This is a genomic window from Acinetobacter sp. GG2 (assembly GCF_000292385.1).
GTDB classification, from domain to species: domain Bacteria; phylum Pseudomonadota; class Gammaproteobacteria; order Pseudomonadales; family Moraxellaceae; genus Acinetobacter; species Acinetobacter seifertii.
The window spans coordinates 105,797-122,260 of the sequence record NZ_ALOW01000027.1 but is presented as its reverse complement, the minus strand read 5'-3'; the positions used below and the strand labels follow the sequence as shown (position 1 = coordinate 122,260).

The 16,464-nt window shown below is 38.5% G+C and carries 13 protein-coding genes and 2 tRNA genes; 9 read left to right on the top strand and 6 right to left on the bottom strand.

Annotated features, from left to right (window positions below; genetic code table 11):
- Positions 1-4: 4 nt before the first annotated feature.
- A tRNA-Asp gene (locus B554_RS0105400) sits at positions 5-81 on the top strand.
- A gap of 65 nt (positions 82-146) precedes the next feature.
- Positions 147-222, top strand: a tRNA-Val gene (locus B554_RS0105395).
- Between the two features lie 200 nt (positions 223-422).
- Here the strand turns inward: B554_RS0105395 and B554_RS0105390 are convergent.
- The 4 genes from B554_RS0105390 to yccS all read right to left on the bottom strand — a co-directional run bounded on the left by B554_RS0105390 (position 423) and on the right by yccS (position 6,892).
- Positions 423-1,208: a YdcF family protein gene (locus B554_RS0105390; protein WP_019457241.1), complete on the bottom strand. Its 786-nt coding sequence runs from the start codon at positions 1,206-1,208 to the stop codon at positions 423-425.
- Positions 1,209-1,334: 126 nt separating this feature from the next.
- Positions 1,335-3,884, bottom strand: a complete 2,550-nt coding sequence (locus tag B554_RS0105385; RefSeq protein ID WP_019457240.1) for a PepSY domain-containing protein — start codon at positions 3,882-3,884, stop codon at positions 1,335-1,337.
- 157 nt (positions 3,885-4,041) lie between these two features.
- The gene (locus B554_RS0105380; RefSeq protein WP_002051565.1) at positions 4,042-4,617 is read right to left on the bottom strand and encodes an SdpI family protein; all 576 of its coding nucleotides are present in this window, start codon (positions 4,615-4,617) and stop codon (positions 4,042-4,044) included.
- Positions 4,618-4,717: 100 nt separating this feature from the next.
- The gene (yccS, locus tag B554_RS0105375) at positions 4,718-6,892 is read right to left on the bottom strand and encodes a YccS family putative transporter (RefSeq protein WP_019457239.1); all 2,175 of its coding nucleotides are present in this window, start codon (positions 6,890-6,892) and stop codon (positions 4,718-4,720) included.
- Positions 6,893-7,019: 127 nt separating this feature from the next.
- On the opposite strand from yccS, the gene B554_RS0105370 reads away from it, so the two are divergent.
- A complete protein-coding gene (locus tag B554_RS0105370; RefSeq protein WP_019457238.1) occupies positions 7,020-8,234 on the top strand; it encodes a multidrug effflux MFS transporter in 1,215 nt (404 codons plus the stop codon).
- Between the two features lie 24 nt (positions 8,235-8,258).
- Here B554_RS0105370 and B554_RS0105365 read toward each other — a convergent pair whose 3' ends face one another.
- Complete coding sequence (locus B554_RS0105365; protein WP_019457237.1) at positions 8,259-8,963, bottom strand: nitroreductase; 705 nt, start codon at positions 8,961-8,963, stop codon at positions 8,259-8,261.
- A gap of 509 nt (positions 8,964-9,472) precedes the next feature.
- On the opposite strand from B554_RS0105365, the gene B554_RS0105360 reads away from it, so the two are divergent.
- From B554_RS0105360 to sbmA, 6 genes are all read left to right on the top strand, one after another.
- Positions 9,473-9,676 (top strand): hypothetical protein, encoded by a 204-nt coding sequence (locus B554_RS0105360; RefSeq protein WP_004705793.1) that lies wholly within the window; start codon positions 9,473-9,475, stop codon positions 9,674-9,676.
- Between the two features lie 183 nt (positions 9,677-9,859).
- Positions 9,860-10,000: a hypothetical protein gene (locus tag B554_RS18520; protein ID WP_077162500.1), complete on the top strand. Its 141-nt coding sequence runs from the start codon at positions 9,860-9,862 to the stop codon at positions 9,998-10,000.
- A 99-nt stretch (positions 10,001-10,099) separates the two neighbouring features.
- Complete coding sequence (locus B554_RS0105355; RefSeq protein WP_019457236.1) at positions 10,100-11,575, top strand: alanine/glycine:cation symporter family protein; 1,476 nt, start codon at positions 10,100-10,102, stop codon at positions 11,573-11,575.
- A 165-nt stretch (positions 11,576-11,740) separates the two neighbouring features.
- Positions 11,741-12,712, top strand: coding sequence for a patatin-like phospholipase family protein (locus tag B554_RS0105350; protein WP_019457235.1), 972 nt, complete (start codon positions 11,741-11,743; stop codon positions 12,710-12,712).
- Between the two features lie 196 nt (positions 12,713-12,908).
- Positions 12,909-14,144, top strand: a complete 1,236-nt coding sequence (locus B554_RS0105345) for a threonine ammonia-lyase (RefSeq protein ID WP_019457234.1) — start codon at positions 12,909-12,911, stop codon at positions 14,142-14,144.
- A 235-nt stretch (positions 14,145-14,379) separates the two neighbouring features.
- Entirely contained in the window at positions 14,380-15,576 is a 1,197-nt protein-coding gene (gene sbmA, locus B554_RS0105340) for a peptide antibiotic transporter SbmA (protein WP_019457233.1), read from the top strand.
- A gap of 42 nt (positions 15,577-15,618) precedes the next feature.
- On the opposite strand, the gene B554_RS0105335 is transcribed toward sbmA, so the two are convergent.
- Complete coding sequence (locus B554_RS0105335) at positions 15,619-16,368, bottom strand: DUF4850 domain-containing protein (protein WP_019457232.1); 750 nt, start codon at positions 16,366-16,368, stop codon at positions 15,619-15,621.
- Positions 16,369-16,464: the final 96 nt, after the last annotated feature.

The window sequence follows — 16,464 nt, the reverse complement described above, 5'->3', positions numbered from 1 at the left end:
AAGTGCAGCGGTAGTTCAGTTGGTTAGAATACCGGCCTGTCACGCCGGGGGTCGCGGGTTCGAGCCCCGTCCGCTGCGCCATTCTCTTGATTCCCTGATCTAGAGGATGTAATCTAAAAAGGCTACATTGGTTGTCTTTTTAATCAGGGCGCTTAGCTCAGTTGGTAGAGCGTCTGCCTTACAAGCAGAATGTCGGCGGTTCGATCCCGTCAGCGCCCACCATATTTTTTAAAGTTAAAAAATATATACACTAATTTGTTTAGTGTTTTTTTGTTTTTATTATTCTAGTTTTTATTTCCCTACTTTATTTTTAGTCAAATTTCTCCTTTCTAAGCTCTGAATTTAACCATTAAATCAAAATAGTATCTTTAATTTGTTTAAAGCTGCTAGATCTTAAAGAACTAGCAGCTTTTTTTTCAATATTAATACTCGTTTAGAATCCAACCACTTGCATACGCAAAGTATTCACGTAGCCAAGCATTATAGCGAGTGACCAACGGAGTTTCGGCAGCAACTGTATAAACATGGGTGTAGCCTTGTTTCTTTGCAATAGCTGCAGCTCGTGGTGTATGGAAGTCACTTGTAACAATCGCAATTGGTTGATCAATACTAATATAAGCTTGCTCAAGTAGTGGTTTACTGTTTCTAAGGTTAAGCTCAGTACTTGTACTTTTGTCTTCAAGAATCATTCGTTCTTTTGCTATATGAAAACGTTGTTCCAAGTAGCGAGACATGACTAATGCTTCGGTTTCTTTTTCTGAAAAATCTAAACCACCTGTTAAAACAACTTTTGCTTGAGGTTGTGAAAGGGCGACAGGGGCTGCTGTATCGAGGCGTTTTGCAAGTATGGCAGAAGGCTGTCCATTTTCGACACCACTTCCTAAAACAATAATTGCTTTCACCGCTGGAATGTTTTGGCCTGTATCTTTATTGTTTTTAATAAAATTAAAGAAATAGCCTAAGCCAATGAGCCAGATCCAGAAGCATAACCACCCAAAACGCCAAACTGAATGCAGGCGATAGTGGTAAAAGAAAAAACGTTCCAGATGATAATAAAATAATGCATAGAGGCAAAAAAATGCCCCCAAGACTAAAGGAACAATTGTGCCTACATGAATTTTATTTAGAAAAGCTAGAAATAAGCCGTCTAAAAATAAAATCGAACCAATGATGGCTAAGAAAATTCGAATCCACTTACTGACTTGCATTGTGTTTAAAGCTGCAATTTAAATTGCAGACAGTGTATGCAAAATCATTCTGAATTCAATGATGATTGCAATAAAAAGCCGAGTAAAGCATTTTTGCTATTACTCGGCTTTATTATTTATCAATATTTAATAAACATCGCGGCGATAACGACCTTGTTGTCTTAGCTCATCGAGTTGTTCTTCACCCAAAATATCAATAAGTGCTTGATCGACTCCGCTAGCCATTCCTTCAATACTTCCGCATACATAAAGAACTGCGCCGCGTTCAATCCAGTTGGCCAATTCAACTGCATTTTGTCGAATGATATGTTGAACATAAACACGTTGTTCTTGATCACGTGAAAAGGCTAAATCAAGTCGTTTTAACATTCCCATTGTTTGCCAAGCTTCAATGGTTGATGCATAGAAGAAATCATGAGCACGTTGGCGTTCACCGAAAATTAGCCAGTTTTCAGTATAGTTATGACGAGTTCGCGTATGAAGTAAACTCATTAAACCTGCGATTCCTGTTCCATTACCCATACAAATAATTGGACGATTATCATCAATTAAATGGAAAGATTCATTGGTACGAATACGCAATGCAATACTCTGATTAATTTCTGTGTGTCGAGTTAGCCAGCCAGATCCTAAGCCTAAATCGCCAGATTCATCGGACTGCTGGCGAACAACTAAACGAAGGACTTGTTGAGAAGGAATGCTCGCAATTGAGTACTCTCGCGTTGGTAGGGTAGGGAGCTGTTCTAATAAATGCTCCAGATTAGCAAATGGTTCAATTTCACCGGTTAAGTCTTTATTCCAAAGTGCTTTCTCAATAGAGATTTGTAGTGAGTCTACAAGTGCATTTTTAAGTATATGATGCTCCTGTAAGAATGTATTAATACGTTCAGGACTATTTCCCGGTTGTATCTCAGCAATATCTCCTGCTTGCCATACAGCTTCATGTTTGGCAGTCAGCTCAATATTATAAGCAGGTTGACCTAGACTATTAGGGTTGAGCAAGTCACGGTGTTGTAATGTCCAACTATCAAATACTTTTTCAAGATTAACAGCATGCAAATCCAGTTTAGTTGCTTTTGCAAGAGCCTGATTCCAGTTTTGAATATGTGTAGGATTTGCATTATCTACTTCGATCGTCTCAAAATAGGCTTTTGCTCCATTATTTTTAAGCCATATAGCTACTGTGTGACCAAAACTACAATAAGTGTTGGGGTATTCTTTCGAGCCTAAAGCTAAAACGGCATAGTTAAGGTGTTGAAGTTCTAATTTCGTTTTTAATAGCTTTTTAGCAAAACTAGAAGCTAAGTCCGGTGCCTCTCCAGTACCATAAGTACTAATCACAAAAAGAATCTGTTCATACTGTTGTAAATCAGCTTCAGTTAACTCTTGTATAGATTTAACCTGAACAGGTTGATGTGCTTCTTGTAAGCTAGTTGCGGTACTCCACGCGAGTTGTTCTGCCACACCAGTTTGGCTAGCATAAGTAATTAACCAAGGTTTAGCATTTTGATCGATGTAGTGACCAGCTAAAGATTGGCGAGCTGCTTGGGTTAGTTTTTTCTGTTTACGGCGTTTTAGATAAAGCATCCATCCAGTAATAAAGAACAAAGGCATTGCTAAAGACGCAAGCATTGCTACAAATTGATAAACTGGTCCAAAGAAGCTGCCACGATGTACAGGTAACATGCTACTCATGATTTTTTGATTAAGCTTTTTATCTTCATAAAGCTCCATCTTTTCAATATTGGCAGTTTTATAGTTATAGACAGCTTGGTTGCGTGCACGCTCGTGTTGTGGTGTTGCATCTACAAAACTCAATTCAACTTTTCCATCGTCTTTTTTCGGTAGGTTCAGTGTTAGAGTTGAATAGTCGCGTCCGATTTTATTATTAAAGCCGCTCCAGGTCTGGTTGAGGGCAGTAATCAGTTGAGCGTTATCTAATTTAGCTTCAGTAGAGGATTTGTCTTTATTACGTCCAGCTCCACCATGTCCTTGCATTTTTGGTTGTTCTACACCTAATACTTTGAACATACCGCTACGCCACCAGTCATATGACCAATATAAACCTGTACATGCAAAAAGAAGATAAAAAGCAATTACCCATGTGCCTACAACGGCATGTAAATCCCAAATAAAATTTCGACCTTTAAGTTTGGGTTTAACAGCAAGCCATTGACGTGCAGAGTGTTTCTTTGGCCAACGTAAATATAATCCGCTCAAGACAAAATAAATGAGCATGAGGGCACAAGCACCAGTAATTTGCTTACCGAATTCTCCAGCAGTTAAGTTACGGTGAATTTGTTGTATGAATAAAAGTAACTCGCGGCCTTTAACATCAGGCAATACCTGTGCTGTGTAAGGGTTGACCATCATATTGTAGCCACGACGTTCGCCTTCTTTTTCAATGTTTACAACAGATGAGGCGGTAGGGTCTTTGGCTATGGTAATGCTATTAATTTTAATTTCAGGCTGGGTTGTTGTGAAATGCTGATAAAGCTGAGCAGGGGTAAGCTTAGGTGAGCTTTCTGCTTGTACAACATAACTATCTGTATTTACCCATTTTAAAATTTGTTGATCATAAGAATAAATTGCGCCTGTAACACCCATAATTGATAAGATGAGGCCAGCACTAATACCCATAAACCAATGAATTTGAAATAAAAACTTTTTAAACATGGTCGAAAAATGTGAATATGATGGAGATCTTGTAACGGAGTATAGCCGAAGATTGAGTAGATAGTATGGATTTTGGAGATAATATTAATTTTCATTATCATTTATTTTTAGCATAATAAAAAACCTCCTGTAAAGGAGGCTTTTTAATGAGGTGAACTTATAAAGTTTTTGGTTCACCTACAGTTTCTTTCAAATGCTTACGAATTGTATTGAAAGAAAAGTTTTTAGAGTCCATGCGTTTAGGCAAGATATACGCACCTTGCTGTTCTTGGCCCTTAGGATCTTTTACTTTAAAGTTAACTAAAATAAAGTCAGGGGTGTTGTACCATTCATAGATGTTTTTCCATCCAATGGTTCCAACGCCTTCTTGTAAGCCCATTTGCTGGCGCATTACGATACCGTGAGGTTGTACACCTAAGCGAATGCCTTTAATTTCCTGTACAGGAAACTCATTCATCTTACGCTTCACGTACCATTCTAAACCATATGTGCGGCCAAGGTAATAAAGTACTACACCAACAATAGCAACCCAGCAAATCACTGTAGAGTAGTTCTTAATAAAAATAAGACCTAAAATCGCAAGGGCTAAAATTACGCCCATAATTGCCCAGATTTTTGTGCTGATTTTATTGGTGCTGCGCCAGATAAGAAGCTGTGCATTACGTTGTTCAGCTTCTGTTACCTCGTAAGGAACTGGCTGAAGCGTATAAGCATATAAAGTTTTCGCGGTCATAGTGCAAATAACAAATTGTAAACTGTTTTAAGTTTAGCATTAATTGGCATAAGTCAGGAAAGGATATTATGCGAATTTCATACTAAATTCCGACTCAAATTTATAATGAAGCAAGTTCGCTGGCATCATTATCTTGATCATGACTTAGTCGTTGTTTCAACATACTAAATCGATTTAAAACACTGAGCATCAGTGATAACTGCTGTAAAATAATGAGTGATTTCTGGTCATCTTCATCATTTTGGCTTAGACGCTGACGTATTGTTTTAAGCATATTCTGTGCTGTTAGGTCAGGCATTTCATCTCTTAATAGCGCACCTTGTATGTCGTCTAACGCTTGATCTAGAACTTTAAGAACCGCTTGATCTTGAATCTTTTCCCGATGTGCTCCAAGTGCTGCGATATAACTTAAAAATGTATGATTGAGACATAGAAATTCAAATATATCTGACTTGCGGGTAGGGTCAAAATCTGGCTCAGTGGCTAAAGTTGAAATGAGTGAAGCGACCTCAGCATCGGTGTTATGGGCGGCACGGCGAACAATACGATAATTAAGCGCATGGTTATGTCCTTCATGGTATTGCTTTACCACTTCCGCTAAATAATTACATTGTGCTTGTAAGGAGCGTCGAATACTGCGCGGTAGGCGGCGGAACTTCCAGTCAGGCCAAATAAAGGTGACACCAAACCATGCTAAAGCGCATCCAATTAAGGTATCTACAAATCTAGGAATAGCCGCAGCGACTGCCGAGCCATCTAAGTTGAAGTTAATTAATGCCAAAATTGTGATGAAAGCAGTTGCTTGGGCATATTGCTTACTACGTAACTCAAAAAATAGTACGCCGCTTAAGATCAGCATAACTAATTGCCCTTCCACAGAAGGGACTAGAAACACCACACTAAGACCGACAATAATGCCGACTAATGTGCCAACTATACGCAAACGTAAGCGGCGCTTGGTCGCGTTAAAGTTAGGTTGGCTAACAAATAGTGCAGTCAGCATAATCCAGTAGCCATATTCGATTCGAGTGGTTTGAATAAATACATATCCAATGAAAAGAACAATCGATACTCGAATGGCATGACGGAACAGTACAGATTCGGGTGTTAGATTTTGTTTGATTCGAATAACAATATCATTCCAACCTTTTAAATCATCATCTTTGAGTTGATTCTCAGCCTGCTTCACTTTGTCAGACTGAATGTGCTGTTCTGTTTCTAAGTTCAGTAGTTGTGAGTCAATCGACTTTAAATTTCGGTATAAGGCAAAAAGTGCGTTGACCCAGAGTAAGTCATATTGTTGATCATTTCTTAGTTTTACTAAAGATAAGCGCAAGTTCTCAAAACTCTGCTTAAAGCGTTTGTTATGAATATATGGTTTACGTTGTAAAATACATTCATTTAATTCTTGGCAAGCTTTACCCTGAATTGCCAAAATGCGCTGAAATCTAAATAAAATATCACTGTGCTCAAAAATCTTTGCTAACTTTTGATAGTCGATATGGGCAGAGTCCGCTCGTTCATGAATGTCTTGTGCGACAAAGTAATAATGTAGGCTACGACGAGTATCTTTTTGTCCACGGTCACCCTTTAAACGAGTTAAAAGGGCAGTTTTGAGATCATTAAAAATTGTTATCAATTTGCCATTTTCTAATGACAGGTCAATCATGCTCTGCTGATAACTCGCAGGAGTCATATCAACATCAAACAAATTGGACTTAGCAAATAGAAAATCGCCTAGTGAGCCATAAGAGGCTGCCAGTTTGTCTTGAAGCTGTCGCACTGGAAACAATAAAAAGCTAATTGTTGCAATAAGACCGTACCATGCTGCACCTACGACCAAAAGCGCTGGCTGTATATACCACTGGTCAAATAAATGGACTCCTAGCATGGTATAAACAGAAACAACCAGACATCCGTAAGAAATTGTTGCGTAGCGACGACCTAATGAGCCAAGTAAAATCCAGCCAATACAAGAGGCAATCAGTCCTAATGCAAAAAGCATTGGATAAGGGAAAAGTAATTGTACGGAAGCTGCGGTAATGAAGAAACCAATATAGGTATAAATCAAATTCATGATACGCACTGAAAAGCGATCATCAATATCGCTTAAACCAGCTGCGACCACACCTAATGTGAGAGGAATAGTTGCTAGTTGATGGCCTAGAAAATAAGGCACGAACGCAGTTCCTGAAAAGGCAATCAGCATCCGCACGTTATACATAAATGATGTGTTATAAGTCGCTCTTTTTAGGCGTTTAAACCAAGATTTCAAATGAAGTCCTTGCTGATCAACCTGAGTGATAAAGGATTTGTGTATTTCTACATCAATGTTGCACAAATCATACGATAGACAGTGTAAGCTTGTCTGTATGCAAATGAGTGAAAAATGAAATATCGTTATGTCTGAACAAACAGCCCAGCGTCAATATTCTATTGGCTGGATTATGTTGCTCGCGTTACTCACGGCCTTAGGGCCTTTATCTATTGATATGTACTTACCTGCGTTGCCTCAAATGGCTCACGACTTTGGGGTAAGTACGCAAATGGTGGCAAACACACTACCAGCTTATTTTTTTGGTCTAGCCATTGGACAGCTGGTGTATGGCCCATTAAGCGACCGTATTGGAAGAAAGAAACCGCTTTATTTTGGTCTCGCACTTTATGCAGGTGCAAGTTTATTGTGCGTGCTTGCTAAAAATGAATGGGGTTTGATTGCAGCGCGTATTTTACAAGCTTTAGGTGGTTGTGTCGGTGTGGTCATGGCTCGCGCCGCTATACGTGATAGATTGGATGTTCAAGGCTCGGCTCAAGCTTTTTCTAGCATGATGATCGTGATGGGTTTAGCACCTATTTTGGCACCTATGATTGGAGCTTGGATTTTAATCTGGTTTCCGTGGCAAGCGATTTTCATTACGCTTTCAATTGTGGGCGCGATATGCTGGCTATGTGTACATTTCTTTTTCAAAGAAACTTTGGCAATTGATAAAAGACTTAAACTATCTTTATATCAAGTGGCTACCTTATATGGTGCTATTTTCAAAGATGCGAGTTTCCGCTTACCTATGTTCGCAGGATGCTTAACAGGTGCAGCGTTATTCTGTTATATCAGTTCTGCTCCAGCTGTTTTTATGGACCAATATGGCCTAAATCAGCAAGAATTTGCTTATGTATTTGGTCTCAATGCTTTTGGTATTATGCTGATGTCATCGTTAAACAAGCATTTAACAACACGTGTTGAAATTACCAAGCGTTTAAAAGCAGGTTCAATGGTACAAGTAACTGGGGCAAGCATTGTATTAATTGCTGGTTTAATCCCTATGGCACCTTTATGGCTTGTAATGTTAGGACTATTTTTAGCGATTTCAGGAATTGGATTAACTGGTCCAAATGCTATGGCACTTGCAATGTCTAAGCAAGGTGCTCGTGCTGGAACAGCAAGTGCAATTATGGGCAGTATGCAATTTGCTTGTGGATTATTAGGTGGCTTGCTTCTTAACTTTCTTGTTTGGTCTGCATCACTCAATATGGGAATAATGATGGTGCTATTTACTTTAAGTGGCTTCATTGTTGTTTTAAAAGCGACGCAGCAGGCAAAAAGCAAACCTCTCTTATAATTTAAGAGAGATTTACATAATTTTTTAATCTAGAAAGACTGCAAAATTCTCTACAGGTTCTCTGGGAGTAATAAAAGTATTTACAATATGTGCGGGATCTGCATGACCTAACGCAATCGCACATACTAGATCTTCATCATCTGCTGCCCCTAAAATATCTAAAACTATCGGGTGGAAATGGTTCCAAGCTGCCTGTGGACATGTATCTAAACCGCGAGCCTTAGCAGCAACCATGACATTCTGGATCATCATTGCGATATCCATTTTTGAACCAATTCCCATCGCTTTATTGACTGTAAAGAAAAGTCCGACTGGTGCATCAAACAGTTTGAAATTACGTAACTGTTGAGCAGCCATTTTTTCTCTTTCTCCCTTTTTAATGTCCAATAGACCGTAGAGTCCCCAACCATTTTCACGGCGACGGTCAATAAAAGGTGAAACCCATTTTTCAGGGTAATAGGCAAAAGTTTCTTTATATTGTTCTGCAAGTTCAGGATTTTTAGAAATCTCAATCTGTGCTGCACAGACACGCTCTACCATTTCATCACGTTTTTGCCCTGTCACAACATAGACTTTCCACGGTTGAGTATTCGTTCCGGAAGGAGCGCGACTTGCGACTGTTAAAATATCTTTAATGATTTGCTGTGGTACTGGAGTGTCTAAAAAGGCACGTACAGAATGTCGAGAGGTGATAGCCTCGTCAACAAGATGGACTTGTTCCAAACTCATGATTACTCCTGATCTTATTCTCTAAAATCCAATACGTTTTGATGCTTCATTTCACATCTTGAAGTTGCTGCATTTATAAGCAAAAAATATTAGAAAAGAGATATCCTTACATGTATGATGATGCGATTCGTTTAGACATAATGGCTGATTAATTATAATTCGAATATGCCACTTTTGACTTAAATGCACAAAATAGTGCGAGTTTGTCGATTATAAAAAAACAAAGATTAAGCTTGGGTGAGCGAAAAATATTCAATTAGAAAAAAGGTAGAATATGTTTAAAAACAGTACAAAACGGATGACTTTATATAAAAAATAACCAATTTTCATATAAAGTTTTAATGAAAAACATACACAAAAGTTTAAATTTCTGCATAATACCGACTTTTTTACGCAGGTATGATTTCTCCATACTCACGTTAGGAAAAGTAGTGGCTGCATAATGAATACTTTTACAAAAAGATTTTTATGCAGAAGTGGAGAAATACACGAGGTATAAGGAGCTTTACATGAGTTTACCGCTCATCAACAAGCAGTTCATGAAACAAGGATTGGCGATTACCATTGCGACCATGAAAATGAACTTAACTCACGCAACGACTAGGCTAAAAAAAATACAACAGCTTGGTACGCATCTCAACGCACGCTTCTTGAGTAGCAAGGATCGGGGCGCAGATAGTCGCGTTATAGCGCTGGCTTGTTACAGTCTTTGAAATTTATATGCAGTTTAGACATTCGCTCAAAAGTATATGTAAATATGCTTATGGCTTAAATCCAGATTTTTTATAACTCGATTAATTGATGTGAATCATTAAGCGAGCTGATTTAGCGGTGGTCATTTGTTAGTTTCCAAGTTTGTAGCCGAGTCGATGCATGCTGTTCATCCCAATGGGACTATGTTCAGTAATGCGATGAATTCATTTTATTTGAAGAGTGCTTTCTCTCATGCAACCTTCAAAGGCTTAGTGCTGGGCATCATGTTGCTTAAACTTGTGACGATAATTGCTATTCAATTGACATTAAAAGTTTTTTCTTAAATGTACTGAAAAAGTCCCAATTTTGAGGGGCTTTTTTGTTTATTGCAGTATTTTGGCTTGTGCTAATAGCGCATTAGCAAGAACGTAAGCGGACCGAGTATGAATGAACAACTCAATGCGACATTGATGTCGTGGGTAAAATTTTTTAATGACCCTTTATGGGATTTCCTAGTTATTTTCTTGCTGGCTGTCGGTATTTTTTATACGGTCTTAACTGGAGCAGTGCAAATTCGCATGTTCTTGCAAAGTATTCGTGTTATGAAAAGCAGTCGTACTGAAGGCGAAGACGAGCATGGTCTTACACCTTTTCAGGCATTTGTAACAGGTCTTGCGAGCCGTGTTGGGGTAGGTAACATTGCTGGTGTAGCAATCGCGATCGCAATTGGTGGTCCTGGTGCAGTGTTCTGGATGTGGGTAACAGCTGTTCTTGGTATGAGCTCGGCTTTTATTGAGTCTACACTTGCTCAGTTATTTAAAGTTCGAGATAGCAAGAGCAAACAGTTCCGTGGTGGACCGGCTTACTATATTACTCAAGGTTTACGTAGTAAAACCTTCGGTGTAGTTTTCGCACTGGCATTAATCTTTACTTACGGTTTCGTATTTAACTCAGTTCAAATCAATGCAATTGCTAATGCATCTTCACATGCATGGGGTTGGGACAAGGCCAATCTTATTGCTCATTTAGGTGGTGTTGATTTAGAAATCTCTTGGGTTGGTATTGCGCTTGTCGTTATGGTTGCATTGGCAATTTTTGGTGGTATCAAACGTATCGCTAAATTTGCAGAAATGTTCGTACCTTTAAAAGCAGGTCTTTACCTATCTGTTGCGTTATATATTGCATTAAGCAACTATGCAATTTTGCCTGATATTTTAAAGCTGATTGTGACTGAGGCTTTCCATTTTAAGTCTGCAGCAGGTGGTTTCTTTGGTGCTGCCATATCAATGGCAATGATGCAAGGTATTAAGCGTGGTTTGTTCTCAAACGAAGCGGGTATGGGTTCTGCGCCAAATGCTGCTGCTGCGTCTGATGTAAAACATCCTGTAAACCAAGGTTTGGTACAAATGCTTGGTGTATTCGTAGATACCTTCATTGTTTGTACAAGTACTGCAATTATCATTTTGGTTTCTGGTGTTTACCATGATGCGGGCTTCGTTGGTGTTGAATTAACTCAACGTGCTTTAGAAACTCAAGTTGGGCATTGGGGATCGGACTTCCTTGCTGTTCTATTATTCTTGTTCTGTTATTCAGCTGTACTAGGTAACTATGCCTACGCTGAAGGTAATGTGCAGTTTATTAATAACAATCCGAAAGTTATGTTCATCTTCCGTATTTTTGTATTGGTAATGGTGTATTTCGGTGCAATTGGTAGTGTTCCATTAGTTTGGTCAATGGCTGACTTGTTTATGGGTATCATGGCGACGATTAACTTAATCGCAATTTTACTTTTAACACCAGTGGCACGTACTTTGTTGAAAGACTACCGTGAGCAATTAAAACAAGGTATTAAAGAACCAGAGTTTAAAATTAATAAATATCCAGAGCTGAAGAAAAAAGTCGATTCAGATATTTGGTAATTTTCAAAAAAGCCTCTTAGAAATAAGGGGCTTTTTTTATACACCATAAAAACACTTGAGTATAAATTTTAAACATGACAAATTAAATAAATTCAATACAGCTTTTCACAGAACGAGCAACTAAACTTGCAGTTCAAATTTAACGTCATAGTGCAAAGATGGGTCATGAAACAGCTTAAATTGTGGATTCTCGGACTTTCTATGGTGTTGGCTAGCTGCCAGACCACCTCACACTTATCTGCCTTAAAACCACAAACGGCAGAGGCATACTCTCGTTTTGTTGACCAGCCCTTTGCAAAAATTAAGAAACAGCAGAAAAAGCCAGTTGTCGCGCTAGTGTTAGGTAGTGGTGGCGCCCGAGGTTATGCACATATCGGCGTGATTGAAGTTTTAGAGCAGCATGGTATTCGTCCTGATTTTATTGTTGGAACCAGTGCAGGCAGTATTGTTGGGGCAATTTATGCGAGTGGAAAAACACCTGATGAACTGCGCGATACCGCATTGAAAATGAAAGCGGCCGATGTTCGTGACATCAGTATCGGTTTAAAAGGTTTTTTTGATGGCAAAAAAGTTGAAGACTATGTAAATCAACAAGTAAATAACTTACCGCTCGAAAAAATGAAAATACCGATGTATGTGGTTGCAACAGAGCTCAAGCATGGCACAAAAACCGTATTTAACTATGGCAATACTGGGCAAGCTGTTAGAGCATCTGCTTCAATTCCAAGTATGTTTATACCCACTAAAATTGGTAAATCTGAATATGTAGATGGCGGTTTAGTCAGTCCAGTGCCTGTTGAAGTAGCCCGTGATTTAGGTGCTGATGTCATTATTGCTGTCGATATTTTAGCTCAACCGATTTATACGGAAACCTCGAATGTGTGGGGGCTTTTTAACCAGAATATTAATATTATGCAAGGGCGTTTAGCTGCTGAAGAACTTCAATATGCAGATGTCGTGATTCAACCGGATTTAAGAGAAAAAGCCCATATTTTTGATGTGAAAGGCCGTGAAGCAACCATGAGAGCCGGTATAGATGCAGCAAATGCAAAGCTGTCTGATATTCAGTTTGCGATTGATGAAAAAATAGCTGAACAGAATCTTTCTACCGATGGTTTAAGTGCCCAGTCCAAATAAATTATAAGCAAGTATATGAAAATTAAATAAAAGCCCGAGAAGGGCTTTTTTGTTGAAAAATAAAAGATTTGTATGTGCTGATAAAAATTTTTGTATAGTGGAGCTATGCTGAAAACTCCTCATGACAGATATGAGAAATTCATGCTATTTTTCAAAAAAATAATTGATTTGTAACATATTGAGGCCGACTAATTAGATGATTCAGCAACAGGTAAAACAAGAGTTTCCAACATTAGAAGATATACATGCCGCTGCAGAGCGTTTAGATGGTTTAGTGGTTAAAACCCCCTTTGTTTTTTCAGAAACCATTTCTAAAACCCTAGGGGCAGAAATGTGGCTGAAATTTGAAAATCTACAATTTACGGCTTCTTTTAAAGAAAGAGGCGCATTGAATAAACTCTTGAGTTTATCCGAACAAGAAAAGCAACATGGTGTAATCGCTGCTTCAGCAGGTAACCATGCACAAGGGGTTGCTTATCATGCTCAGCGTACAGGAGTAACAGCAACTATTGTCATGCCTAAATCGACCCCTAATGTAAAGGTACAACGAGTACGTGAATATGGCGCACGCGTTATTTTGCATGGACAAGACTTTTCTGAAGCTGCTGCTGAAATGCATCGTGTTGCACAAGAAGAATCTTTAACGATTATCCACCCATTTGATGATGCAGAAATTATTGCAGGTCAGGGAACCATTGCGCTCGAAATGCTTGCAGCTGTTCCTGAACTAGACATTTTAGTTGTGCCAATTGGCGGTGGTGGTCTCATTTCTGGTATTGCGATTGCAGCAAAATCGATAAACCCTAAAATTAAGGTTATCGGGGTTCAGTCGGTTGTATACCCAAGCATGGCGAAATTGCTTTGTAACTATCAAATTGCAGTTTCCTTAGGTTCAACCGTAGCTGAGGGTATTGCGGTTAAAACTCCGGGTGAGCTTACGACCCAAGTCGCTAAAGAATACGTTGATGACATTGTTGTTGTCACTGAAGACATGATTGAAGAAGCAATTGCGCTGTTACTTAACATTGAGAAAACAGTATGTGAAGGAGCAGGAGCGACAGGTATCGCTGCAATTATGTCTCGACCAGATCTATTTTTAGGTCATAAAGTCGGGGTTGTTTTATCTGGAGGCAATATTGATACACGAGTGATGGTTTCCGTATTACAGCGTCACTTGACGCGTACGGGGCGTATGGTTCGTATTCGTGTCGAATTACCAGATAATCCGGGTGCTTTAGCGCGTTTAACAGCAATTATTGCTGAGCAAGGCGGTAACATTTATGAACTGCGCCATGAACGCTTTGCTGCAACAAGTCGTGCCAAAGAAAGTGCGGTTAGTGTTGATGTTGAGTTAAAAAGTGCTCCAGATCTGGAACCTTTAATTCAGGCTATGCAGCTCGAAGGCTATATTGTTCGTAAAGAAGAGATTTAAACACAGATATCGCTATGATATAAAAGCTGTATATGGCTCTTAAGGGAGTCATATACGAAGCAATTTAAATGGATTAAATTGCAAAAAGGATGAATTTACAAAAAAACGATCAAATCCTTCAATGAAATGGGAAAAACTGACAATTCTCTAAACTTTGCCCTTCACAATTTTAAGGTTTAGGTTTTAGTATTCTCTTCATTGCAAATTTGAAGAAATATAGGGATAACAACACTCAATGTTCAAATCATTTTTTCCGTCACCACGATATTTCTTTATATCGGCGGTTATTTGGATCGCACTAAATATGGTGCTCTGGTACACAGGTGGAAACACATGGGGAACTTTTATCGGCTTTGCTCAAGGCTATCATCAAGCTCAATTACCTGTTGGTGTTAGCCGTTTTTGGTCTCCAACTTTCTTATGGTTTTATGTCTGGTTTTTAGTCTCCACAGCATTGTTTGCCGGTTTTTGGAAAATTGTTTCTAGTAATCCTTGGCAAAGATGGTCCATTTGGGGTTCTGCTTTTATTCTGTTTAACATCTGGTTTGGTGTTCAGGTCAGTGTTGCCATTAATGCATGGTATGTACCGTTTTGGGACTTAATTCAGAAAATGCTTTCTGATGGAGGTGGAGATCTCTCTGCACTATACAGTGAAACTCTAGTTTTTCTTTATATTGCAATGGTCGCTGTAACCTTAGCTGTTATTAATGCTTTTTTTACAAGTCACTATGTATTTCGTTGGCGTACGGCAATGAATGAGTACTACACGGAACATTGGGAAAAGCTTCGCCATATTGAAGGTGCTTCGCAGCGTGTACAAGAAGATACGATGCGTTTCGCGACTATTATGGAGGACCTAGGTGTTGAACTGGTAAAAGCTGTGATGATTTTAATCGCATTTTTACCTATTTTATTTCAGCTCTCTAAACACGTTCCTGTTTTACCAATTGTTGGTGAACTAGAACATTCTCTAGTATGGGCTGCAATTGTATGGGCTGCTTTTGGTACCATTTTATTAATGGTTGTTGGTATTAAATTACCTGGTCTACAATTTAACAATCAAAAAGTAGAAGCAGCTTATCGTAAAGAATTGGTTTATGGTGAAGATCATGTCGACCGTGCAAAACCAGCTACTTTAAAAGAGCTTTTCAGTCGAGTCCGTACAAACTATTTCCGTCTCTATTTTCATTATGCTTACTTTAACTTGGTAGCAACTTGGTATAAGCAATTAGACATTTTATATAGTCTAGTGGTCTTATTCCCTGCAATTGCGAGCGGGAAGATGACGTTAGGCTTAATTAACCAAATTGGTGGTGTATTTGATAAGGTTCGTGAATCATTCCAATATTTAATTAGTTCATGGAAAACCATTATTGAGTTACTTTCGATTTACAAGCGTTTAAAAGCTTTTGAATCGATATTGCATAAATAAATAAAAACCCGCGAAAGCGGGTTTTTTTATAGGTACAAATATTTAATGAGTTGCATTATAAAAATTAAGAATAGGACCAACTAATGATTGCTGAGATTTATCTAAGGTGACTTGAATCTCTTTGTAGTTGAACGTGTCCTCATCATAATATTTGGCAATACCATGCGTTTTATTGTTCACTTGTGGAATTTGATAACTAAAAAAAGCCACTTTTTTAGAGGGATGAACGATGGTAATGAGTTTTTTTGGGTCTTTTAATCCGCCAAAATCATCTTCAACACTTTCTTTTAACAGTTCAGGAAAATAAAGCGTTGCATTTGGTAATCCACACCCAACGCAAAAAGAAGAGTCATAAAGCTCTATCGCTTGTTTTTGATCTGGACTCATTGCTAAAGCAAAACCAGTTCCATTTGCACCTGCATTTGCTTGCACATCTTGCCAATTTCGTGGAACCAGTACTAAACCTGTTTCAGGTAATGCAAGAAGCTTGAGTTGCTTAGCATGTTGGGCATCGAGTTTGAAATTAAAACTACAGCTTTTAGGAGTACAAGTTTTAAAGTCTTTAAGTAAACCATCATCTATAGGGTTTTGTGCCGTCACCCCATAAAATGGCACTGTAACGCCGTTTAAAAAATTTGCTTCTCCAAGCTTGTAGAACTGATTATTTGCTTTGCGTGTTGCAGCAGAGCTATCAAACTTTGGAAAAAGAGGAGTAAAGCTTTTTACTTCTGCATAAGCAGTTGAAGTGAGACTTATCAATGCCGTGCATAATAAAAAATTTAATTTTTTCATTTTTAGAAAGTAATCAATTTAAAATCTTATATAAATCTAACATATTCTTTTAAACTATAAGGTAGTTCAAAATTGAAAACTGTTTTTAATTTCATA

What these genes read in the sequence shown, in the direction of transcription:
- B554_RS18520 (WP_077162500.1), top strand. Translation starts at nt 9,860, where the DNA reads ATGTTCAGTAATGCGATGAATTCATTTTATTTGAAGAGTGCTTTCTCT.
- B554_RS0105350 (WP_019457235.1), top strand. Translation starts at nt 11,741, where the DNA reads ATGAAACAGCTTAAATTGTGGATTCTCGGACTTTCTATGGTGTTGGCT.
- B554_RS0105355 (WP_019457236.1), top strand. Translation starts at nt 10,100, where the DNA reads ATGAATGAACAACTCAATGCGACATTGATGTCGTGGGTAAAATTTTTT.
- B554_RS0105385 (WP_019457240.1), bottom strand. Translation starts at nt 3,884, where the DNA reads ATGTTTAAAAAGTTTTTATTTCAAATTCATTGGTTTATGGGTATTAGT.
- B554_RS0105335 (WP_019457232.1), bottom strand. Translation starts at nt 16,368, where the DNA reads ATGAAAAAATTAAATTTTTTATTATGCACGGCATTGATAAGTCTCACT.
- B554_RS0105360 (WP_004705793.1), top strand. Translation starts at nt 9,473, where the DNA reads ATGAGTTTACCGCTCATCAACAAGCAGTTCATGAAACAAGGATTGGCG.
- B554_RS0105345 (WP_019457234.1), top strand. Translation starts at nt 12,909, where the DNA reads ATGATTCAGCAACAGGTAAAACAAGAGTTTCCAACATTAGAAGATATA.
- B554_RS0105390 (WP_019457241.1), bottom strand. Translation starts at nt 1,208, where the DNA reads ATGCAAGTCAGTAAGTGGATTCGAATTTTCTTAGCCATCATTGGTTCG.
- sbmA (WP_019457233.1), top strand. Translation starts at nt 14,380, where the DNA reads ATGTTCAAATCATTTTTTCCGTCACCACGATATTTCTTTATATCGGCG.
- B554_RS0105380 (WP_002051565.1), bottom strand. Translation starts at nt 4,617, where the DNA reads ATGACCGCGAAAACTTTATATGCTTATACGCTTCAGCCAGTTCCTTAC.
- B554_RS0105365 (WP_019457237.1), bottom strand. Translation starts at nt 8,963, where the DNA reads ATGAGTTTGGAACAAGTCCATCTTGTTGACGAGGCTATCACCTCTCGA.
- B554_RS0105370 (WP_019457238.1), top strand. Translation starts at nt 7,020, where the DNA reads ATGTCTGAACAAACAGCCCAGCGTCAATATTCTATTGGCTGGATTATG.